This window comes from Bacillus sp. FSL K6-1338, assembly GCF_038006965.1.
Classification (GTDB): Bacteria; Bacillota; Bacilli; order Bacillales; family Bacillaceae_G; genus Bacillus_A; species Bacillus_A thuringiensis_S.
This window is the reverse complement of the sequence record NZ_JBBOWI010000001.1, coordinates 1,177,331-1,199,108: the sequence shown is the minus strand read 5'-3', so window position 1 is coordinate 1,199,108 and position 21,778 is coordinate 1,177,331. Positions and strand designations below refer to the sequence as shown.

The following is a 21,778-nucleotide window of genomic DNA, read 5'->3' as shown; positions in this document are numbered from 1 at the left end:
TTTCTATTTATCTGCAACAAACGAGTCACGAACTCGTTTCCAGAACGGGAACGGGCGGAAACGAACAAATCGTACTTTCTCGTTTGCGACGCGATACTGGATTGATTTCACATCTTGATGAACCATCGTTAAATGATCCACTGTAATTTGTAAGTTCATTCCTGCAGCTGGCTTTAACACACATGTATGGTGCTTCGGCAATACGAGTGGCGATCCCACAGTACGAAACACACGATTGTTAATGGATGCCATTTCTGCAATTTGAATCGCTTCAATAGAAGGGTGAATAATTGCTCCGCCAAGCGCTTTATTATATGCAGTACTTCCTGAAGGAGTAGAAATACAAAGGCCGTCCCCGCGGAATGTTTCAAAATATTCTCCGCGTATTTCTACTTCTGTTACTAATGTACCTTCTGCACTTTTTACAGTCGCCTCATTCATCGCCAAATACTGTGACTCTTTACTTCCATTCACATAGCGAATAATCACTTCTAAAAGCGGATATTCCACCACTTGGAATGGTGTTTTCGCAATCGCAATTACTAATTTCTCTACTTCTGTCGGTAACCAATCTGCATAGAAACCTAAATGTCCTGTATGTACACCAACAAATGCTGTTTCATCCAATCGATTATAATAACGATGAAACGCATATAAAAGCGTTCCATCTCCCCCAACAGAAATTACAATATCGGGTTCTTTTTCATCCATTGTAAATCCAAAATCTAACAAGTACTCTTTCATCGTGCTTGCCAGTGTATCTGATGATTGATCTCCCTTTGACATAATTGTAAATTTCATCGCCCAACACCCTTTAGTTTATGATTCGGAATCTTTCGTTTCTTGCTTTCTTGAAAAAGCCTTCTGCGCTTCTTGAATCTCAAGACGAATAGAAGACATTTCTTCATCTAATAAAAACGCCGCTTCCGCTGCACGTTGCAAGCGTATTTTAATATCTTCAGGAAAACGTCCACTATATTTATAATTTAAAGAATGCTCAATTGTTGCCCAAAAGTTCATTGCTAACGTGCGTATTTGGATTTCTACCAATACTTTTTTTTCTCCCTGAATCGTTTGAACGGGGTAACTAATGACAACGTGATAAGAGCGATAGCCGCTATCTTTCTTTTGCGTGACATAATCACGTTCTTCCACGATTTCAAAGTCATTTCGTTTTCGAAGATATTCTACAACAGGCTTAATCTCATCAACAAATTGACACATCATTCGAAGGCCCGCGATGTCTTGCATATCTTCTCTCAGCCGATCTAGCGGTACATTTCTCTTCTCCGCTTTATCAATAATACTAGCAACCGACTTTACCCTTCCTGTTACAAACTCAATTGGAGAATGCTCTGTCAACATTGCAAATTGAGTACGCATTCCTTTTAGTTTCACTTTCAGCTCTGCCACCGCTTGATGGTAAGGTGCTAAAAATTCTTCCCAATTTCGATTCATTTCAACCACCACCAAAATCAATCCATTTGCTTATAGAAATACTTTTTCTACAGCAGTTACTAGTTCTTCTCCGTAATTTGCATTACCTTCAATATTTTCAACTAAATATTCTACTTCTTCTTTTAAATTTTCTAATTCCATTTCAACGTCATTCACACGAACGAACATTACTATATCGTTATTCATCGCTTCATGCATTGCTTCCCAGCATGTGTGCGGAATACTTACATAAATGAAAGATGATTCGTTTTCTAAAATATATAAAAATGATAAATTGTCTGAGTCTACAAGTACGTGATTACGCGCACTTAACTCCTTTACCTCTATTTCATTATTTTCCGCACAAAAAATAAGCGCATTCTCTCTCTTTTCTACGCTCTTAACTTGAATTTTATTTTGCATGCTCTAACTCCTCCATCTCAACTTCCTGTCTTACTTAACAGTATTATTGTATCATAACATGGACGCAAACAAATAAAACATTGAACCAAATTTATGAAAAAGCGATAATGTGTAAAGAATTATTTTTTAAAAGGAGCGCGCATACAATGACACAAGAAATTGAAATTGAATTTAAAAATATTGTTACAGAAGAAGAATTCGATACATTATGTAAATCATTCTCTATTGAAGCATTTACGAAACAGGTGAATCACTACTTTGAAACACCGGGCTTCTCGTTAAAAGAAGCCGGCTCTGCACTTCGTATTCGTCATAAAGGAGAAATTTATACATTAACATTGAAACAACCTGCAGAAGTCGGCTTGTTAGAAACGCATCAAGTCGTAACAGAAGACGCAGCAAGAATGATGATGGAAACAAACGTAATCATTCCAGGGGCTGTAATGGATCAACTACACAAATTACAAATTCCTGTTTCCACTTTAACTTATATGGGTAGTTTAACAACTGAAAGAGCCGAAGCATTATTTAAAGGCGGAACGCTTGTCTTTGATCATAGTTTCTATTACAATCACGATGATTATGAAATTGAATTTGAAGTGCAAGATGAAGAAACAGGAAAAGCTGCATTTATTCATTTATTAACGCAACATAACATACCTGTTCGTCATACAAATAACAAAGTAAAACGCTTTTTCCTTGCCAAACAAAACAAAGCACGCTAAAGTGAAAATTCCACTAGTGAATATGTTTCGCTAGTGGATATACCTCACTAAAAAAATTTACATCCGTAGAATAAGCAAAGAATCTTTGAGAAGGCTGTTTATTTGCCCTCTCGAACATTCCATTGCTACAATAGATATACATTTCATGGAAAAAGGAGTTTATAAAGGATGAGCAAGCAACCGATGACACCATTTGAAGCAATTGGCGGTGAACAATGCATTGCAATATTAGTAGATACATTTTATTCCTATGTCAGTAAACACCCTGACTTATCTCCCATCTTCCCGGAAGATTTAACAGAAACCGCTAGGAAGCAGAAGCAATTTTTAACACAATATTTAGGTGGTCCTAATTTGTACACTGAAGAACATGGTCATCCTATGTTAAGAGCACGCCATCTTCCGTTTGAGATTACTCCAAAACGAGCAGAGGCTTGGCTATCATGTATGGAGCAAGCAATGGATGATACTGGAGTGCATGGTCATATAAGAGAGTTTGTTTTTGAACGTTTAGCATTAACCGCTCAGCATATGGTTAATACTCCAAACGAAACAGGTGAAGTGTAATGGATAAGCAGGAAGCAAAGCATATAAATATGCCATCTCCTTCCGCATGCGAGCATAAGTCTGTAGAAGCATATTTATTTATTGATCCACTTTGTAAAGATTGCTGGGAAATTGAGCCTTTTATTATTAAACTATGGCTTGAATACGGGAAATACTTCTCTATTCGTCATATCGTAACAGGAAAAGTGGATGGAACGAACGCTTCCTCACACAAATGGAATAAACCTGCTAATATTCGATTTGTGTGGGAAAAGACAACAAGTTTACAAGGTTTTTCATGTGATGGAAAGGTACATATGCAAGAAGCATCGTCAACACCATATTTAGTTTCGATGGCGATTAAGGCAGCGGAGTTACAGGGCCGAAAAGCAGGTTCGAAGTTTTTGCGAAAACTCCAAGAATACATTTTCCTTGAAAATGTATCAACCCCTGACTGCGAACTATTACTTGCATGTGCGAAAGATAGCAATATTGATGTAGAAGAATTTAAAAAAGATCTACATTCTGCTAGTGCAAAAAAAGCTTTCCAATGTGACTTGAAATTCACGAATGAAATGCATATTACAGAAATACCCTCCCTCGTCTTTTTTCATGCGAACTCAGATGAAGAAGGTATTAAAATCGCTGGAAATTATTCCTACGATGTATACGTACAATTATTGAAAGAACTTGTAAAATGTGAAATTGAGCCAGAACCATTACCACCTTTAGAAGCATTACTAGAAGCAACACAATTTATATCTTCAAAAGAAGTAGCATTTATTTATGACTGTCCGCAGCAAGAAATTGAGCGCGAACTTAAAAAATTACAACTGAAACGAAAAGTACAAATGATTGAAGTAAAATGCGAACGTTATTGGAAATGGATAGCAAAAGAAAAAGACCTGGTGTAAACACCAGGTCTTTTTCTTTACGGCTTATAAAAATATTAAAGGGGATGGGAGAAATTTTCACGTTCAAACAAAGGGGTATATGTTTGTATGTGAATTCGTTCACGCTTATTATATTACAAGATTCGACGCCAGATGACAACCCCTTTTGTCGAAATTCACACTTTTGTCACATTCTAAACGTTTTCATTTTTGAATAAGCTATAAAAAAGGTCATTTAGGGGGGTTATTTATGAAAAAATCTTATATTGCTCTTCTCTTTCTAGCTGTCATCGTTTCTTTTTTCTTGTACATCCTCTCTCTACTACAAGCTTTTCCTAAAATTATTGCCTTACCTCTTTTATTTGGAATCATCGTTATCACTCTCTCTTATTTCAATCATAAAAAAAGATTCAAAGGGTTTTAATTTCAAAAATCAGCTGTAAAACTATCCTTTCAGTTAGAAAAACAAAGAAATTCACCTTATTTTTTCGACAAATATCGACATTGAATTTATTCAACAAAAAAGACGAGGATACAATCTCTCGTCTTTTTTCATTACTTTTCTTCAAATAATAATGCTTCTAATTCATTTAATTTCTCTTCAAATACTTGTAGTGCCTCTTTTACTGGTTCAGGAGATGCCATATCTACTCCTGCTTTTTTCAGCACTTCAATTGGATAATCAGAGCTTCCTGCTTTTAAGAATTCGTTAATATAACGTTCTACTGCTGGTTGTCCTTCTTCTAAAATCTGTTTAGATAGAGCTGTCGCTGCACTAAATCCTGTTGCGTATTGATATACGTAATAGTTGTAGTAGAAGTGCGGAATACGAGACCATTCTAAACCAATCTCTTCGTCGATTACTAAAGCGTCACCGAAATATTTCTTATTTAAATCGTAGTAGATTTCCGTTAGCATGTCTGGCGTAACAGCATGTCCTTCTTGTACTTTCTTATGAATAATATGTTCAAACTCTGCAAACATCGTTTGACGGAATACAGTACCACGGAACCCTTCTAAATAATGATTTAATAAATATAGACGCTCTTTCTTATCTTCTGTCGTTTTTAATAAATAATCATTTAGAAGCGCTTCATTACAAGTTGATGCCACTTCTGCTACGAAGATGGAATAATCACCATATACGTGCGGTTGTGTTTTTCTTGTATAGTAACTATGCACCGAATGACCAAATTCATGAGCAAGTGTAAATAAATTATTTACATTATCATGCCAGTTCATTAAAATATACGGATTTGTTCCATATGCACCAGATGAATATGCCCCGCTTCGTTTTCCTTTATTCTCATACACATCTACCCAGCGATTTTCATATGCTTCTTTCAAAATATCAACATATTCATCACCAAGTACGTTTAAAGATTTTAATAAAAGGTCTTGCGCTTCTTCGTATTTCACATTCATTTTCACTTCTGGTACAAGTGGTGTATATAAATCATACATGTGAAGCTCATCAAGTCCTAATGCACGCTTACGAATATCGATGTAACGGTGTAATAAATGTAAGTTGTCATTTACCGTTTCAACAAGTTGATCATATACTGCTTCCGGAATATTATTATTGCTTAGTGCAGCTTGGCGAGCAGAATCATATTTACGAACACGCGCATTGAAATTATTACGTTTTACTGCTCCGCTTAACGTACTTGCGAATGTATTTTTAAATTTCCCGTACGTTTCATATACAGCTTTAAATGCATCTTCGCGAACACGGCCATCATCACTTTCTAAAAACTGAATGTAACGACCATGTGTAATTTCTATTTCTTCTCCGTCTTCACCTTTAATAGATGGGAATTTTAAATCCGCGTTATTCAACATACCAAATGTATTGCTTGATGAACTCATTACTTCAGATGCTTCCGCTAATAAAGCCTCCTCAGCTTCTGATAATACGTGCGGGCGTTGACGTGTAATTTCTTCTAATGCATGTTCATATACACTTAAATCTCTATTTTCCTTCAAGAATGTTTGCAGTGTATCTTCTGAAACCGACAAAATTTCAGGTACAATATACGCTGTGCTACTAGATACTTGTGAATATAAATTTGTTGCGCGATCATTTAATGCTTGATATACAGAGTTTGTTGTATCTTGATCGTAACGCATATGAGCATATGTATATAGCTTACCTAATCGCATTGAAATTTCGTCTTCATATTGCAATGCCTCAAGCAAATTGTCCGCAGAGTCACCAAGTTTCCCTTTAAATTCAGTTAACTTCGGTAATAGCTCTTTAATAGCTTGGAATTCTTTTTCCCATTCTGCATCTGTTTGGAAAATATCTTCTAATCGCCACGTACTTGCTTCTTCAATCTCATTGCGATCTGGTAATGTTTTCGCTTTGTTTTGTTCAGACATTCTTTAAGCCCTCCTTTAATTATCTCTACTTAAGTACAATTCGTTTTTTTCTTATGTAATTCCTTCACAATCAGTCTTTATTATATCCCCTTTTCCTTCTCTCATGTTGTACTTTGCCTCAAATAAAGATAAGGCATACGCTAAACAAGTTTCATCATATTTCATAACCTCCTCCTCTGTTTTTAACATAACGATCCCCCTTATTTTCCGGTACTTATAAGTCTCCACTTTACGTAATACACCTGTATAACATAAGAATGTCATATATTCAGTAACTGCTACTTTCCATATATGCTTTGAAAAGTACGGGAGCATACGCCTTTTCGTATACTTTTTTACATAACTACACACATATTGAAGAGTAATACACTCTCCTACTGCAAGCTCCCCTATACACTTCATATATAGAAAAGCTTGCCATATAAATGGGTTTGTTTGAAAAGCAAATCCAGAAGGAAGTGGAACACCAATTTCAGAAGGAAAGCTCGCTGGGGTACATTTAAATTGATATAAGAGGCGTAATAGTGACTTATAATTATAATTCCAAATAGGCAAAGCATTTTTTCGAAAATAGTCCTTTCGTTGCTTCCATTCTCGGTCTAATATTTCTTTTTGGAAAGGAACAGGGGAAAAGAGTAGTTCAAAAGTAGTAGTTTCAGTTGATAAATATATAGTATGTGAGAAAGAGACGCTTGTAGAAAAAGAAGTGAGAAACGCGCATTTCATAAATGCTTTTTGTTTGGAACAGAAGAAAATAAGAAATGGTTGAGGATAAGATTGTAAGGAGAAAGCCATAAGTGAGGAAAATTTCATCCAATATGCAGATTGCTTTTTCAATTGATTTCCACCAATGATCCAAATGACCTGTATACCCGCTCGCCAATACGAATAGGTTCGTTTGTACAGCTGCTCTATAGAAAGATTTGCGCATTGGTATTCAATCGCAATTTTTCTCCCTGCTCTCTCTATAAAAATATCTGGTCGTTGCTGAATCTGGGGCAGATAATGCTCTATATCTACATGAAAGTTTTGACGTTCGAACCATCTATATAACAATTCTTTACCGTGCCTATGATACATAGATTCCGCTTCATAAAAGGCAAGACATGAATCCACTTTTTTATGAGCAAAATGCCAACTTTTTTGTTTCCCTAATTTCATTTGTACTTCCTTTCCACAAGCTACACAAAAGAATCGTTCCTGTTGACGCATACGGCGCAAAAGCTCTTCATTACAATTGTAGAGTAAATGAATTTTTTCTCCGTTTTCTCTTTTAGCTATAAATATCGTAATCACATCCTTTCAGCTCTTTACATTCTACAATTTATTACAAATTCCTTTAAAAAAAGAGATGTCCCAATTTCGGACATCTCTTTTTATAATAAAGGGGATAATAACCGGTACGTTGATTCAACAATTCGTCTATGAAGACGCCTTTTATGAAAATGATCGACATGAATTTCACTTGATTCTTCTAAATCATCTTTAAAGTCTTGAACAAGTCTTTTAATGCTATCTGTATCATATAAAAAGGCATTTACTTCAAAATTCAAATGAAAACTTCTCATATCCATATTAGCTGTCCCAATTGAAGCTAAATCAGAATCGACAATGACAACTTTACTATGGAGAAAACCTTTTTCATACTCATATATCTTTACCCCTGCATCTAAAAGCTCTGGGAAGTACGATCTCGATGCGTAAAAGACAGTACGCTTATCAGGCTTACTCGGCATTAACAAACGAACATCAATACCAGCAAGCGCAGCTACCTTTAATGCGGATAAAATATCATCATCCGGAATGAAATACGGCGTTGCAATCCAAATAGATTTCCGAGCAGAAGCGATCATTGCGAAATATAAATGCTTAATCGTTTCCCACTTATTATCAGGGCCGCCTGCAACGAGCTGCACGCCTCCCCAATGATCACCCTCAACTGCTTTTGCTTGTAAATATTCAGGAGCTAGCACAGCCTCTCCAGTCATATAAAACCAATCTTGAAGGAAAATAAGCTGTAAACTTTGAACCGCTTCACCACGTAAATACAAATGCGTGTCTCGCCAAAAGCCAAAATATTTACTTTTCCCTAAATACTCATCACCGATATTTAATCCGCCTACAAACCCTTCGTTCCCATCAATCACAACAATTTTCCTATGATTTCGATAATTAATCTTATCGTTTAAAATCGGAAAGCGCACAGGAAAAAACGGAATCATTTCAACACCTGCATCGTTTAATTCTTCAATATACGATTTTGATAACTTAAAACTTCCAACCGCATCATATAAAAAACGAACAACAACGCCTTCTTTTGATTTTTGTATTAAAATATCTTTAATTTCTGTTCCTAATTTATCATCACGCACAATATAATATTCCATATGAATGTGATGTTTTGCTCGTTTTAATCCATCTAAAATGGCCTGAAACGTTTCATCTCCATTTGTTAATGTCCTCGTTTCAGTTTGAAATGAAATATTTAAAGCGCCTAAGCGATCCGCTAAACGAAATAACAGCTCTTGATGCTTATGATTGCGTAAAATTCTTTCTTCGTAATCTTCATGCCCTTTATATTGTAAAAACGCCTGTTCATCAAGTAACGCCTTCTTTTGAAACATTCTTTTTCTCCGAAAATTTTGTCCAAATAATAAATAAGCAAAGAAGCCAAATACCGGAAAAATCCCTAACACAATTAACCATGTAAGTGTTTTAGATGGATGGCGATTTTCTAAGAAAATAACGCAACCAATTAAAAACGCAGATACTGTAAATAAAATACTAATAATACCTAAAATCGAAACATCTTTTATCCCAATCACATCTGAATAAAATGCTACATCAATAAACATACGTAACGAAACAAATAATGCGAACAATAGCAGGATAAAGAAAATCAGCTTTAACGTATTTTTCATCTCTTACCTCCTAACTAAGAAAGCTTTCCTATTCTTCATATAAAAAGCCGATTTCATACTACAGAAATCGGCCTACGTTTTAGCAGGAAAATTATTGCGAATCGTTTCAAGCGCATGCTCTTTCACAATTTGTTTTCCATACTCACTTACACGATGAATTGTTAAAGTTGATTCTTCCCCATATTCTAAAATAATACTTAAAATACGATCGATTTCTTCTTCATCATGTAGCACTTCATCGAATTCCACATATACATAATAGCGGTTCTCAAATGAATACAGCTCATCTTTTATATCTTCAAAGATAAGACGATGACTTAATGAAATGACATCTTCAAAATCATTAAATTTAATTAAAAAGCCAAACGTACCATCTTCATTAAAGTTTGTTCCTGTTTGTTCTTCTACCTCTTCGACTAACTCTTGTTGGAATAATGATTCGATGCCTTCATCTAGAGGAATATCTATAATTTTGTCTACCCCTATCGGTAGTTCCAGCTTTTGTCCGTCCTTTGAAAGCTCTGCTTTCGTGACAAGTACTTCAATCCCTTTATCGACTGCTTGCACTTGAATCCATAACGGCCCATCAATAAAGAAATCGTCATGATCACGAGCTTCGTCCATCATCTCCCAAAAGAGCTCTTCACTTCGTTCGCGATCATACCAAATTTCTTCACGATTAAATCCTCTATCCTCTATATCAATGTACGTAATAAAAAATTTCATCGTATGATCATTAATTCTTTCAATATCCAAAATACAACTCTCCCTTCCTGCTTAGAATTGTTATGAAGGGATTCCCCACTCATATGACAAATCAATAGATTCTTGTACTCTCATTTTATGATAAGATTCTCCAGAATGGAAATAAAATCGATTTATTTTACAAAAATAGTTATATGCCTATCTTTACTCGATCAACTACATAAATATATTATTATAGCGATTTCTTACTTACAAAAAATTTGGACATACATTTCCACATTCCCCCGTACACTTTAATAAAGTGAAACTTCTATTGGAAGAGATTATTTAACAACAACTTTCTTCATCACATACATACAGTTCGCTTATTAAAACATCATAAATGGAGGCAGACGAATGGACTTAGAGTTTTTAACATCCGTACTAATGATTGTCGGTATCGATGTTGTATTAGGTGGTGACAATGCAATTGTCATCGCACTAGCTAGCCGAAATTTACCTGAATCGAAACGAAATAAAGCTATTTTGATTGGTACTCTTTTAGCAATCGTACTAAGAATTGCCCTTACTATATTAGCTGTCTATTTACTCGACATTCCATTTCTACAACTGATTGGCGGGGTTTTACTTACATTAATTGCAGTCAATTTATTAACTGATAATAACAACGATCTTTCTGCTATTCAAGGAAAAACAACTTTATTCCAAGCTGTGCGGACAATTGTTTTCGCGGATCTCGTTATGGGGTTTGATAATGTTATTGCCATTGCAGGTGCAGCTCACGGGAGATTTTTACTCGTCATAATTGGCTTACTCATTTCTATCCCTATTATTATTTGGGGCAGCAAACTTATTTTAATACTTATGGAACGATTTCCATTCCTCATTTATTGCGGTGCAGCGATTCTTGCCTATACTGCAGGAAAAATGGTTACACATGAAGACAGACTTGCCACCTTTTTTCATAACAACCCAAGTTTCACTGCAAGCATTCCTTATTTGTTCATTTTCACTATTTTATGCATCGGCTTTATCGTACAACAAGTTCGATTACGCAATGTGAAACATTAAAAAAAACCTTCTACTATATAATAGGTAGAAGGTTTTCATATTATTATAATTAATTTACAAGACGTTGTGCTTCACGTAATTGGAACGTTCTTACTGTACGTGGTAAGAAACGGCGAATTTCGTCTTCGTTGTAACCAACTTGAAGGCGTTTCTCGTCAATCATAATTGGACGACGTAAAATCCCTGGATAGTCACGAATCATCTTATATAAATCTTGAAGTGGTAAAGATTCTAAGTTTACATTCAATTCTTGGAAAACTTTCGAACGAGTAGAAATAATCTCATCCGTTCCGCTTTCTGTCATACGTAAAATCTCTTTAATTTCCTCAATTGTTAATGGATCTGAGAAAATATTACGTTCTGTATAGGGAATATGATTTTCCTCTAGCCATAATTTCGCCTTTCTACAAGACGTACAGCTTGGAGAACTATATAATGTTACCATACAAAGCTCACTCTCCTTAAAGAGTACAAATTCTGTACTAAATACAGTTTTAATTTCTAACTTCAGCAATTTTTCGCGATAACTTGTCTTATTGAAAAGTACAAAAATCGCATTTCATGTAAGCAACAACTTATAATAAACAACAATTACTTTTAATAAGTAACTTCTATAATCATTATACAATAGATTTTGCAAGAAATATACAGTAAATTTCCTGCTAGTTGAGAAAACTCTTCCGTGTATTCCACTGCTATGTAACATGATTACGCTCAATTTATCTGTACTTGAACAATAACTTTCAACCCTTTCAATACTCATTTCCCCTAGATTTTTCATATAATATATAGTTATTTATCTATAATCTTCCCTATGAAAAAGAGAACGTTTTCTTACTTTTTCCTGATAAATCAATTAAGAAATGTAAGACTATACAAATGAGAATGAAAAGGAACGTTTGTTCTTATTTTAACAAATATTCTCCCTCCTGTCCACACGATTTCTAAAGTAAATTATTTTTTTCTGACATTTCTTTCTTTTTTATTTTTTATCTCATACAATAAACATACAGACAGGCAAAGGGGGAGTTTGCAAATGGTTGCTTTTTTTGTTGATTTTATTACGGTTGCTGCCCTCATCATCGGAATAACAGCATTGATTGGTGTCATTACAAATAGCATTGGCGAAAAGCTCTTTGGCGGAAAAGAAAAAATGAAGTTTGTTAACAAAAGTTTGGATGTACAATCCGGCTGGAATCAAGTTGGCGGAAAAGGCATTTATAAGAAACGCACGTATTAAAAAAAGCAGGTGGTTAGCCTGCTTTTTTTATTTCCCTACGGATGCCCATTTGAAGCTCACATCAGGGCCATATTTATGGTTGTACATATCTTTAATTGTTTCTCTTTGTAAGTATGCTCTACCACGTTGGTATACTGGAACAATCGCAGCGTCATCAAGTAACATTTTTTCTGCCTCAAGTAAGTTTTTCCAGCGAGCATTTACATCGCTTCCATCTTTTTTCGCTTTCATAATGATTTCATCGTATTTCGGATTAGAGTACTTCATCTTATTTTGTGACCCATCTGTTACAAACATATCAAGATATGTGATCGGATCTGGGAAGTCTGCCCCCCATCCAGAGAATGACATGACATAATCACCCGCATCTTCTAATTTCAACTTTTGTGCGAATGGTTGTTGTTTAATTTTCACTGTTAAGCCTGGTAAATTCTTTTCCAGTTCACCTTTTAAATATTCACCAGTTTTCTTAGATAATTCAACATCTTCATTTAATAACTCTAATTCAATTTCATTTTTTCCAAGCTCTTTTGTACCAGCTTCCCAATATTTTTTTGCTTCTTTCACATTTGGTTTTACAATATCACCATTTTCAGCACGGAAATCCTTTTTATCCGGACCTTTAATGAAGTTATCAGGAATTAATCCTGTTGCTGGCTTAGAACCGTTATTTAATAATGTATCAACGAACGGCTTACGATCAAAAGCAAGGGAAATTGCTTTACGAATATTTTTATTTGCTAAAGCTGGATCTTTTTGATTTAAGCGTAGGAAAAATACAGATGTCTCTTCTACTGTTTTGAAATCTGGTTTTCCTTTATATTTATCGATGAACTCTGCTAATAACGTCGCTCGATCGATTGCATTTGTTTCATATAAGTTAATTGGCGTAGATGTATCTTTTACAATATTAAAGTTTACTTCTTCAAGCTTCACTTCTTTATTGTCCCAATATGATGAGCTCTTTGTCATTTTAAAACTGCGTTCATGTTGCCAATCACTTAATGTAAATGGTCCGTTGTAAAGCGTTGTGTTCGCTTCCAAACCAAACTTCGCACCTTGCTCTTTCACAAATTTCTCATTTACAGGATAAAAGATTGGATATACCATTAAATCTACAAGATATGGAATAGAATTGTCTAATTCTACTTCTAATGTGTAATCATCAATTGCTTTTACACCTAATTGATCAGGACTCATCTCTTTTTTATTAATTTTCTCTGCATTTTTTATATCATACATAATGTATGCTGATTTCGCAGCTGTGTCTGGGTTGATTGCTCTTTGCCATGCGTATACAAAATCTTTCGCCGTTAAAGGCTCACCGTTTGACCATTTCGCGTCTTCACGTAATTTAAATGTATATTTTTTACCGTCTTCTGACTTTTTAAATTCTTTTGCTACACCTGGAACTAACTTATCATCTTTTCCAAGGCGGTATAGACCTTCCATCGTGTTGTTCATTACTTTTGAAGAAACTGCGTCAGCTGATAATGCTGGGTCCATCGTTGGAATTTCTTGTGTTTCAATTAAATTAAGAACTTGCTTCGCACCGCTTTTCCCGCTATCCCCTTTTGCGTTTGCTTGCGGTTCATCTTTTTGGTAGCTACATGCCCCTAATATCATGCTCATTGCTACTGTTGATACTACAAAAACTGGTATCTTTTTTTTCATACTTCCACCCTCCAAAAAATGTTAGCACTTTCATTTTCAAACAGAAAGAAATATATATATATGTTCTAATAATTCATATTATACACACAAATATATTTTTTGTATATTTATATTTCTATTTCATTAAAATTTTCCGTTAAAAAATATATCTTTGTAAACGTTTTATATTGTCTATTTTCCTTACTAAAGTGCCAAAAATAATTATTTTTATATTTTTCTAAATTATCAGAGAAAAATAAATTTTATATTTTATAATATTTTATGTATAATTATCCCACCCTTTTCAACATAAAATAGCAGGCCCTTCATATTAAAAATATATAGGCTAAAATGAGTGCAAAGGATAAGAAAGTATGTTACGATACATTTTGCTAAAAATAGATATCGGTAAAGAGGGGACGGACATGACAGCAATTCAGGCAAAAAATGGGCCGACAGAGAAATTAAGTTTATTCTTATTAACATGGCCTATTTTTCTAGAAGTTTTTCTTTTTATGTTGATGGGGATCGCTGATACTTTCATGTTAAGTGCATTATCAGACGATGCTGTATCTGGGGTTGGTGCAGCGAATCAATATCTCCATATTGCGATTTTGGTATTAGAAGTCATCGGGAACGGCGCTGCTATCGTTGTATCTCAATACCTCGGTTCCAGACGCTTTATGGAAGCATCTAAAATATCAGCATTAGCCGTCACATTAAATTTAATAGTTGGGCTCGTTATAAGCGCTGGTTTTCTTTTATTTTCGAAACATATGATGCTCGCAATGAACTTACAAGGCGATGTACTAACGTATGCGCAAAACTACTTATCTATCGTCGGAGGGGCAATCTTCCTGCAAGCTATCATTAACTCATTAGCCGCAATTATCCGTGTACACGGTTTTACAAAGCAAGCGATGTTTATTTCACTCGGAATGAATATTATTCATATCGCTGGAAACTACGTACTCATTTTCGGGAAATTTGGTTTCCCTGAGCTCGGTGTACAAGGGGCTGCAATTTCTTCCGCTATCAGTCGATTGATCGCACTTATTGTTTTCTTCTGGTTACTATATCGCGTTATGGAATATCGTGTGAAATTACAATATTACTTCACTTTATCCAAAGAATACATTGGAAAAATTTTAAAAATCGGCATTCCATCTGCATTTGAACAAGTGATGTATCAAGCTTGTCAAATCGTCTTCCTTTATTACGCAACGTACTTAGGAACGGAATCATTAGCTGCTAGACAATACGCTACTAACATTTCCATGTTCACTTATTTATTTGCAATTGCGATTGGTATGGGAACAGCCATTATTATTGGCCGCCTTGTTGGTGGTGGCGAAAAGGATGAAGCATACGAACGTTTGTGGAAAAGTGTAAAATGGGCGATTGGTGTAACTTTATGTATGGTCGCTCTCGTTATTACATTCCGTACACAATTAATGGGACTGTTTACAGATAATCCGCACATTATCAGGTTAGGCGCAAGTGTTCTTTTACTAAGTGTACTACTTGAAACGGGACGTACGATGAACATCGTCATCATTAATTCGCTTCGTGCAGCTGGTGATGCAAAATATCCTGTTTTAATCGGTGCATTTTCTATGGTGTTAATGAGTTTACCACTAGGTTACTTTTTCGCCTTTCATTTAGATATGGGGCTCGTGGGTATTTGGCTAGCGATCGCCATCGACGAATGGACACGTGCCATTATTATGTTCTTCCGCTGGAAAAGTAGAGCTTGGGAACGTTACGCACTAGTTAAACCTGAAGAACAAGAAGAGAGTATTTCTGTTCAAGTTTAGTAATTTTATATAGTAGAAAAAAGAGCCCTCCTTCCGCAATGGAAGAATGGCTCTTTTTTATTGATAGATTTCTTTATATTTCTTATACTCTGCTTCAGAACATAGTACGAAATGTCCTGGACGAATTTCACGCATTGTTGGCACTTCGCTACCGTAATCATGCTGCGATGGATCGTATACGATACGTTTACGATTACGCTCATAATCTGGATCTGGTAGCGGAATTGCTGATAATAGTGATTTCGTATATGGATGAACTGGATTCGCATATAACTCTTCACTTGTTGTCAGTTCTACAATTTGACCACGGTACATTACGCCGATGCGGTCACTAATGTATTTTACCATCGATAAATCATGGGCAATGAATAAGTATGTTAACCCTTTTTCTTTTTGTAACTTTTTCAGTAAGTTTACAACTTGCGCCTGAATCGATACGTCAAGTGCTGAGATCGGCTCATCGGCAATGATAAATTCTGGTTCTACAGCAAGCGCTCGAGCGATACCGATACGCTGACGTTGTCCACCTGAGAATTCGTGTGGGAAACGGTTTGCGTGCTCTTTATTTAAACCAACTGTGTTTAGTAGTTCATGAACACGGTCTATGCGCTCTTTTTTACTTTTCGCTAATCCGTGAATATCAATACCTTCTGCGATAATATCCCCTACTGTCATACGAGGATTTAGTGATGCGTATGGATCTTGGAAAATCATTTGCATTTTACGGTTGAATTTCTTCAATTCTGTGCGTGATTTCTTACCATGTACGTTTTCACCATCGAATAATACTTCACCAGCAGTTGCATCATATAAACGAATAATCGTTCTTCCAGTTGTTGATTTACCACAACCTGATTCTCCTACAAGACCAAATGTTTCTCCGCGGTAAATATCAAATGAAATATCATTAACCGCTTTGACAACACCACCACTCACGTCGAAGTGCTGCTTTACATTTTTTACTTCAATTAATTTCTCACGTTGTTTAGTCATGTTGTTCACCTGCTTTCATTTGAAGAATACGTTTTTCAACAACTGCCGGCGGTTTTACTTCTGGAGCTTGCTCGTGAAGTAACCAAGTTGCCGCATAGTGTGTATCACTTACTTTAAATAAAGGCGGTTCCATTTCAAAATCAATTTTCAGCGCCTGTGGGTTACGTGGTGCAAAAGCATCACCCTTTGGCGGCTTCAATAAATCCGGAGGCGTTCCAGGAATTGCGTATAACTCTTCCTCTGAACCATCTAAACTTGGCATAGATGCGATTAAGCCCCAAGTATATGGATGTTTCGGATTATAGAAAATTTCATCTACAGTTCCAATTTCAACAACTTTACCAGCATACATAACTGCCACTCGGTCAGCAACGTTTGCTACTACACCTAAGTCATGCGTAATGAAAATAATTGCCGCTTCTGTTTTTTGCTGAATGTCTTTCATAAGTTCTAAAATTTGTGCCTGAATCGTAACGTCTAGCGCTGTTGTCGGCTCATCGGCAATTAATAATTTCGGGTTACAAGCTAACGCCATCGCAATAACTACACGCTGTCTCATACCACCTGAGAATTGGTGAGGATATTGTTTTAAACGTGCTTCTGGATTTGGAATACCTACAAGGTCGATTAATTCTAACGCAACTTTACGTGCGTCTCCTCTACTCATCCCTTGGTGTTTAATAAGACCTTCCATAATTTGATTCCCAATTGTCATCGTTGGATTTAATGATGTCATTGGATCTTGGAAAATCATCGCGATATCTTTACCACGAACTTGCTGCATTTCTTTTTCCGTTAATTTCGTTAAATCACGACCGTCAAATACAATCTCTCCATTTTTAATACGGCCTGGAGGATTTGGGATTAACCCCATTAGCGCTTTAGAAGTAACTGATTTCCCAGAACCAGACTCTCCTACAATCGCTAATGTTTCCCCTTTTTTCAAATCAAAAGTAACTCCGCGCACTGCTTGTACTTCACCTGCATGTGTATCAAAGGAGACTTGTAAATCTTTTACCTCTAACAATGTTTTCATTTTTACTTCTCCCTCCTCATTTACTTACGCATTTTTGGATCTAACGCATCGCGTAATCCATCTGCCATTAAGTTGAATGCTAGAATTAACATACTGATGACAACCGCAGGGATGAACATCATGTGTGGATACGTTTGAATAGATTTATAACCATCATTTACAAGAGAACCAAGTGACGCGAATGGTGGCTGAATTCCTAAACCAATGAAACTTAAGAACGCTTCACCAAACACCGCTGATGGAATTGTGAACATTGTCATTACGATAATAGGTCCCATTACGTTTGGAATTAAATGTTTCACAATTAATTGTGTATTTGTTGCACCTAATGTACGAGATGCTAATACATATTCTTGGTTTTTTAACTTTAGGATTTGTCCACGAACAATCCGCGACATCCCTATCCAACCCGTAATCGCCATCGCGAGTGTAATTGACCAAATACCAGATCCCATAATGATTACCATTAAAATAACGATGATTAAGTATGGAATACCGTTAATAATCTCCATAATACGTTGCATAATATTATCTACTCTACCGCCGTAGAATGCTGAAATACCTCCGTATGCAACCCCAATTACTAAGTCAATTGCTGCTGCTAAAAGAGCGATATATAATGATACGCGTGTACCTTCCCATGTTCTTGTCCATAAGTCACGGCCAAGATCATCTGTACCAAACCAGAAGTACTCTTTAATATCACGTTTTTCATATTGGTCAACACCATATTGATCTGTACCGTCAAATGGTAACCAATGAACATTTTCAATAACTGGAATTTTTGGTGGTAATTTCGCACGACCTAAATCTTGCTCTTTATACGAGTGTTTACTTACCATCGGTCCAAAAATCGCTAATAGCGCAATGATTACTAATAATACAAGGCCAAGCATCGCACCTTTATGTTGGAACAAACGTCTTCTTACATCTTGCCAAAACGTTAAGCTTGGACGGGCAATGACTTCATTATCAACATTATTTTGATTGGCTTGTTGAAATAAATCTGGAGATAATTTTTGTACATCTTTCATCATTTTTTCCCTCCCGCTAAACGAATACGAGGATCAATAATTCCGTATAAAATATCGACAATGAAAATAACTAAAATGAAGATTGCACTATAGAAAATCGTAGTTCCCATAATAACTGTATAGTCATTTAAAGTAATCGATTTAACGAATTGTTCCCCAAGTCCTGGTACAGCATAAATTTGCTCGATAACAAGTGTTCCTGTAATTAATGCCGCAACCATTGGTCCTAAAATTGTTACAACTGGAATTAACGCGTTACGAAGTGCGTGTTTTACAATGATAACGCCTTGACTAATTCCTTTTGCTTTCGCTGTTAAAATATAGTCTGACTGCATAACTTCAATTAATTCTGCACGAGAGAAACGTGCGATTGTTGCGATAACTCCCATCGATAATGCAATTGTAGGCATTACAGTAAACTCTGGTCCTTTCCAGAATGCTACCGGGAACCAACCAAGTTTTACCCCTACGAAATATTGTAGTAATGCGGCGAATACGAATGATGGTACCGACATTCCGAGTACCGAAATAACTGTTGCACTATAATCCACCCACGTATTATTACGAAGTGCGGCAACAATACCTAAAATTAAACCGATAAATGTCCCTAATATAATCGCTTGTAAACCTAATTGGGCTGATGGTCCAATACGATCCACAATCATGTCTGTTACTGGGCGGTTATCATATTGGAATGATACCCCTAAATCACCTTTTGCTAAGTTACCTAAGTAACGTGCGTATTGAACTGGTACCGGATCATTTAATCCGTATTTTTCAAGAATGATTTCTTTTTGTGCCGGTGATAGCTTCTCCTGGTTTTTAAGCGGAGAACCCGGAAGTAATTTCATCAAAAAGAAAGTCAGTGTAGTAATTAAAAATAATGTCAAAGCCATGTACACGAAACGTTTTAATACATAACGTCCCATAGTCAAGCACCTCCCCGTTTTTCTCAAAAGCAATAAGATAGTTTAAAATATTCTTACTTTTATTTTTTTAAAATAAGAGCATATGCCCATCATAGGCATATACCCTTGTAAACGATGGAAAAAAAAGATTATTTTTGTTCAACAGATGCCCATTTGTAAGTTAATTTACCACCATAGTTAATTGGGATAATATCTTTTACGGCACCTTTTACTACATACGCTGAACCTTTTTGGAAGATTGGAGTGATAACTGCATCTTCTTTAATTAACATCTTCTCTACTTCTAGAAGGTTGTTCCAGCGAGCTTGTAAATCTTTTGTATCTGTTTTAGCTTTTAGGATTAACTCATCATACTTCTGATTAGAATACCCTGTTTTATTTTGAGAACCATTCGTAACAAACATATCTAAATATGAGATTGGATCTGGGAAATCTGGTCCCCAAATACCAAACGCAATATCATATTGCTGAGAATCTTCTAATTTATTTTTTTGTGCGAATGGTTGCTGTTTAATTTTAATTGATAAACCTGGTAAGTTCTTTTCTATCTCACCTTTTAAGAATTCACCAACTTTTTTAGCATCTTCATTATCAAAGTTTAAGAATTCTAGTTCGATTTTATCAGTTCCAAGCTCTTTCTTCGCTGTTTCCCAAAGCTTTTTCGCTTCTTTTGGATTTGTTTCAACTAGCTTTCCATTTTCAGCTCGGAAATCTTTTTTATTCGGACCTTCAGCGAAATCTTTTCCAACAAATCCGTAAGCTCCAATTGCACCGTTATTTAAAATAACTTTCGCAATGTTATCACGGTCAAAGGACATTGAAATTGCTTTTCTTAAGTTTTTATTACTTAAGTACTGATTACTTTGATTAAATCTTAAGTAAGCAACCCCTGCTTCTTTTCTTGTTTGGAACTCTGGGCTTTGTCTAAACTTATCAACAAATTCAGACGTTAAAGCCGCACGATCAATCGCGTTTGTCTCATATAAATTTACATCAGTTGCTGTATTTTTTACAATATTAAAGTTGATTTCTTCGATTTTAACCGTTTTATTATCCCAATATGAAGGATTCTTCTTGAATTGGAAACTTTGTTCATGTTTCCAATCACTCATAACGAATGGACCGTTATATAATGTTGTATTTGCCTCTAAACCAAACTTATCACCTTGTGCTTTTACAAAGTTTTCATTTAGCGGGTAAAATACTGGATAAACTGTTAAATCGATAAAGTAAGGAACGGGATTGTCTAATTCCACTTCTAATGTATAATCATCAATCGCTTTTACACCTAATTGGTCAGCAGGTAATTCTTTTTTATGAATTTTCTCTGCATTTTTAATATCGAACATAATGTACGAATACGTTGCTTTTGTATCTGGATTTACGGCTCTTTTCCATGAATACACAAAGTCTTTAGCTGTTACAGGTTCCCCATTTGACCATTTCGCATCTTTTCTTAATTTAAATATGTATTTCTTCCCATCATCTAGCTTTTCGACATCTTCTGCAACGCCAGGCATTCTCTTTTGATCTTTGCCAATACGATATAAACCTTCCATCGTATTATTTAATGCTGTAGAAGATGAAGAGTCAGATGCTAATGATGCATCCATTGACGGAATTTCAGATAACTCTGTTAAATTAAGAATCTGTTTTCCGTTACTACTACTCGTAGCGTTCTCTTTCCCTTTTGCTTTTGCATCATCTTTTTGGTAGCTACACGCGCCAAGCAACATACTTGCAGTTAAAGTTGATGCAAGTAATAACGGTATCTTTTTCTTCATGTTGTGTTGCCTCCCCTAATTGCACTTCCTGTACCCTCACTTGTTAAAAAGTAGAATTGAAAGAATAATCTCCAAGTTTCTACAATTTTCATTATACATATAATACGACGATTGTGAATATAGTTTTTTGTTTTTTTGTTAAAATTTTTAATAAAATGTTTATATTTTTAATTTTTCGTAAAGGGATAC

General features: G+C 35.5%; 22 protein-coding genes. 7 read left to right on the top strand and 15 right to left on the bottom strand.

The features are described from left to right. Positions 1–3: 3 nt before the first annotated feature. From NZ044_RS06315 to NZ044_RS06305, 3 genes are read right to left on the bottom strand one after another with little or no spacing between them, the layout of a single operon-like run. Positions 4–801: an NAD kinase gene (locus NZ044_RS06315; protein WP_000673196.1), complete on the bottom strand. Its 798-nt coding sequence runs from the start codon at positions 799–801 to the stop codon at positions 4–6. An 18-nt stretch (positions 802–819) separates the two neighbouring features. Then, positions 820–1,458, bottom strand: coding sequence for a GTP pyrophosphokinase (locus NZ044_RS06310; RefSeq protein ID WP_001081480.1), 639 nt, complete (start codon positions 1,456–1,458; stop codon positions 820–822). A 30-nt stretch (positions 1,459–1,488) separates the two neighbouring features. Next, the gene (locus NZ044_RS06305) at positions 1,489–1,860 is read right to left on the bottom strand and encodes a UPF0738 family protein (RefSeq protein WP_001179996.1); all 372 of its coding nucleotides are present in this window, start codon (positions 1,858–1,860) and stop codon (positions 1,489–1,491) included. 146 nt (positions 1,861–2,006) lie between these two features. Between NZ044_RS06305 and NZ044_RS06300 the strand changes: the two genes are divergently transcribed. The 4 genes from NZ044_RS06300 (at position 2,007) to NZ044_RS06285 (ending at position 4,448) form a co-directional block, all read left to right on the top strand. After that, positions 2,007–2,585: a CYTH domain-containing protein gene (locus NZ044_RS06300; RefSeq protein ID WP_000191101.1), complete on the top strand. Its 579-nt coding sequence runs from the start codon at positions 2,007–2,009 to the stop codon at positions 2,583–2,585. A 168-nt stretch (positions 2,586–2,753) separates the two neighbouring features. Beyond that, on the top strand, positions 2,754–3,152 hold the full coding sequence (locus NZ044_RS06295) for a globin domain-containing protein (protein ID WP_000043386.1): 399 nt from the start codon (positions 2,754–2,756) through the stop codon (positions 3,150–3,152). Next, on the top strand, positions 3,152–4,045 hold the full coding sequence (locus NZ044_RS06290; RefSeq protein WP_000360659.1) for a ClpXP adapter SpxH family protein: 894 nt from the start codon (positions 3,152–3,154) through the stop codon (positions 4,043–4,045). The genes NZ044_RS06295 and NZ044_RS06290 overlap by 1 nt, the downstream gene beginning before the upstream one ends. A gap of 229 nt (positions 4,046–4,274) precedes the next feature. Further along, positions 4,275–4,448, top strand: coding sequence for a hypothetical protein (locus NZ044_RS06285; protein WP_000750354.1), 174 nt, complete (start codon positions 4,275–4,277; stop codon positions 4,446–4,448). A 131-nt stretch (positions 4,449–4,579) separates the two neighbouring features. On the opposite strand, the gene pepF is transcribed toward NZ044_RS06285, so the two are convergent. From pepF to mecA, 4 genes are all read right to left on the bottom strand, one after another. Next, positions 4,580–6,406 carry an oligoendopeptidase F gene (pepF, locus tag NZ044_RS06280; protein ID WP_000003356.1) on the bottom strand — a complete coding sequence of 609 codons (1,827 nt, stop codon included), beginning with the start codon at positions 6,404–6,406 and terminating at the stop codon, positions 4,580–4,582. A 51-nt stretch (positions 6,407–6,457) separates the two neighbouring features. Further along, positions 6,458–7,702, bottom strand: coding sequence for a competence protein CoiA (locus NZ044_RS06275; RefSeq protein WP_098505577.1), 1,245 nt, complete (start codon positions 7,700–7,702; stop codon positions 6,458–6,460). Positions 7,703–7,782: 80 nt separating this feature from the next. Continuing rightward, the gene (locus NZ044_RS06270; RefSeq protein WP_000799189.1) at positions 7,783–9,327 is read right to left on the bottom strand and encodes a cardiolipin synthase; all 1,545 of its coding nucleotides are present in this window, start codon (positions 9,325–9,327) and stop codon (positions 7,783–7,785) included. A 72-nt stretch (positions 9,328–9,399) separates the two neighbouring features. Further along, positions 9,400–10,083, bottom strand: a complete 684-nt coding sequence (mecA, locus tag NZ044_RS06265; RefSeq protein ID WP_000350716.1) for an adaptor protein MecA — start codon at positions 10,081–10,083, stop codon at positions 9,400–9,402. Positions 10,084–10,428: 345 nt separating this feature from the next. Here mecA and NZ044_RS06260 point away from each other — a divergent pair, with 345 nt between their 5' ends. Beyond that, positions 10,429–11,103: a TerC family protein gene (locus tag NZ044_RS06260; protein ID WP_000362600.1), complete on the top strand. Its 675-nt coding sequence runs from the start codon at positions 10,429–10,431 to the stop codon at positions 11,101–11,103. Between the two features lie 49 nt (positions 11,104–11,152). On the opposite strand, the gene spx is transcribed toward NZ044_RS06260, so the two are convergent. Together spx and NZ044_RS06250 are read right to left on the bottom strand one after the other, a co-directional pair. Continuing rightward, complete coding sequence (gene spx, locus NZ044_RS06255) at positions 11,153–11,548, bottom strand: transcriptional regulator Spx (RefSeq protein ID WP_000258267.1); 396 nt, start codon at positions 11,546–11,548, stop codon at positions 11,153–11,155. 509 nt (positions 11,549–12,057) lie between these two features. After that, positions 12,058–12,213, bottom strand: coding sequence for a dithiol-disulfide isomerase (locus NZ044_RS06250; protein WP_098505598.1), 156 nt, complete (start codon positions 12,211–12,213; stop codon positions 12,058–12,060). Between NZ044_RS06250 and NZ044_RS06245 the strand changes: the two genes are divergently transcribed. Continuing rightward, positions 12,140–12,343 (top strand): hypothetical protein, encoded by a 204-nt coding sequence (locus NZ044_RS06245; RefSeq protein ID WP_098505576.1) that lies wholly within the window; start codon positions 12,140–12,142, stop codon positions 12,341–12,343. The genes NZ044_RS06250 and NZ044_RS06245 overlap by 74 nt on opposite strands. Positions 12,344–12,370: 27 nt before the next feature. Here NZ044_RS06245 and NZ044_RS06240 read toward each other — a convergent pair whose 3' ends face one another. Then, positions 12,371–14,017 carry a peptide ABC transporter substrate-binding protein gene (locus NZ044_RS06240; protein WP_000727253.1) on the bottom strand — a complete coding sequence of 549 codons (1,647 nt, stop codon included), beginning with the start codon at positions 14,015–14,017 and terminating at the stop codon, positions 12,371–12,373. A 353-nt stretch (positions 14,018–14,370) separates the two neighbouring features. On the opposite strand from NZ044_RS06240, the gene NZ044_RS06235 reads away from it, so the two are divergent. Beyond that, positions 14,371–15,813: an MATE family efflux transporter gene (locus NZ044_RS06235; RefSeq protein WP_041488113.1), complete on the top strand. Its 1,443-nt coding sequence runs from the start codon at positions 14,371–14,373 to the stop codon at positions 15,811–15,813. 57 nt (positions 15,814–15,870) lie between these two features. On the opposite strand, the gene NZ044_RS06230 is transcribed toward NZ044_RS06235, so the two are convergent. From NZ044_RS06230 to NZ044_RS06210, 5 genes are all read right to left on the bottom strand, one after another. After that, on the bottom strand, positions 15,871–16,806 hold the full coding sequence (locus tag NZ044_RS06230; RefSeq protein ID WP_098505575.1) for an ABC transporter ATP-binding protein: 936 nt from the start codon (positions 16,804–16,806) through the stop codon (positions 15,871–15,873). After that, positions 16,799–17,842, bottom strand: a complete 1,044-nt coding sequence (locus NZ044_RS06225; protein ID WP_000854341.1) for an ABC transporter ATP-binding protein — start codon at positions 17,840–17,842, stop codon at positions 16,799–16,801. Before NZ044_RS06225 ends, NZ044_RS06230 begins: the two co-directional genes overlap by 8 nt. 20 nt (positions 17,843–17,862) lie before the next feature. After that, entirely contained in the window at positions 17,863–18,879 is a 1,017-nt protein-coding gene (opp3C, locus tag NZ044_RS06220) for an oligopeptide ABC transporter permease (RefSeq protein WP_000974107.1), read from the bottom strand. Further along, the gene (gene opp3b / locus NZ044_RS06215; RefSeq protein ID WP_000534168.1) at positions 18,876–19,805 is read right to left on the bottom strand and encodes an oligopeptide ABC transporter permease; all 930 of its coding nucleotides are present in this window, start codon (positions 19,803–19,805) and stop codon (positions 18,876–18,878) included. Before opp3b ends, opp3C begins: the two co-directional genes overlap by 4 nt. A 128-nt stretch (positions 19,806–19,933) precedes the next feature. Next, entirely contained in the window at positions 19,934–21,589 is a 1,656-nt protein-coding gene (locus NZ044_RS06210; protein ID WP_000727209.1) for a peptide ABC transporter substrate-binding protein, read from the bottom strand. Between the last annotated feature and the right edge of the window lie 189 nt (positions 21,590–21,778).

Coding starts and splice junctions, on each gene's coding strand:
- NZ044_RS06315 (WP_000673196.1), bottom strand. CDS start 801: ATGAAATTTACAATTATGTCAAAGGGAGATCAATCATCAGATACACTG.
- NZ044_RS06310 (WP_001081480.1), bottom strand. CDS start 1,458: ATGAATCGAAATTGGGAAGAATTTTTAGCACCTTACCATCAAGCGGTG.
- NZ044_RS06305 (WP_001179996.1), bottom strand. CDS start 1,860: ATGCAAAATAAAATTCAAGTTAAGAGCGTAGAAAAGAGAGAGAATGCG.
- NZ044_RS06300 (WP_000191101.1), top strand. CDS start 2,007: ATGACACAAGAAATTGAAATTGAATTTAAAAATATTGTTACAGAAGAA.
- NZ044_RS06295 (WP_000043386.1), top strand. CDS start 2,754: ATGAGCAAGCAACCGATGACACCATTTGAAGCAATTGGCGGTGAACAA.
- NZ044_RS06290 (WP_000360659.1), top strand. CDS start 3,152: ATGGATAAGCAGGAAGCAAAGCATATAAATATGCCATCTCCTTCCGCA.
- NZ044_RS06285 (WP_000750354.1), top strand. CDS start 4,275: ATGAAAAAATCTTATATTGCTCTTCTCTTTCTAGCTGTCATCGTTTCT.
- pepF (WP_000003356.1), bottom strand. CDS start 6,406: ATGTCTGAACAAAACAAAGCGAAAACATTACCAGATCGCAATGAGATT.
- NZ044_RS06270 (WP_000799189.1), bottom strand. CDS start 9,327: ATGAAAAATACGTTAAAGCTGATTTTCTTTATCCTGCTATTGTTCGCA.
- NZ044_RS06260 (WP_000362600.1), top strand. CDS start 10,429: ATGGACTTAGAGTTTTTAACATCCGTACTAATGATTGTCGGTATCGAT.
- spx (WP_000258267.1), bottom strand. CDS start 11,548: ATGGTAACATTATATAGTTCTCCAAGCTGTACGTCTTGTAGAAAGGCG.
- NZ044_RS06245 (WP_098505576.1), top strand. CDS start 12,140: ATGGTTGCTTTTTTTGTTGATTTTATTACGGTTGCTGCCCTCATCATC.
- NZ044_RS06250 (WP_098505598.1), bottom strand. CDS start 12,213: ATGACACCAATCAATGCTGTTATTCCGATGATGAGGGCAGCAACCGTA.
- NZ044_RS06240 (WP_000727253.1), bottom strand. CDS start 14,017: ATGAAAAAAAAGATACCAGTTTTTGTAGTATCAACAGTAGCAATGAGC.
- NZ044_RS06235 (WP_041488113.1), top strand. CDS start 14,371: ATGTTACGATACATTTTGCTAAAAATAGATATCGGTAAAGAGGGGACG.
- NZ044_RS06230 (WP_098505575.1), bottom strand. CDS start 16,806: ATGACTAAACAACGTGAGAAATTAATTGAAGTAAAAAATGTAAAGCAG.
- NZ044_RS06225 (WP_000854341.1), bottom strand. CDS start 17,842: ATGAAAACATTGTTAGAGGTAAAAGATTTACAAGTCTCCTTTGATACA.
- opp3C (WP_000974107.1), bottom strand. CDS start 18,879: ATGATGAAAGATGTACAAAAATTATCTCCAGATTTATTTCAACAAGCC.
- opp3b (WP_000534168.1), bottom strand. CDS start 19,805: ATGGGACGTTATGTATTAAAACGTTTCGTGTACATGGCTTTGACATTA.
- NZ044_RS06210 (WP_000727209.1), bottom strand. CDS start 21,589: ATGAAGAAAAAGATACCGTTATTACTTGCATCAACTTTAACTGCAAGT.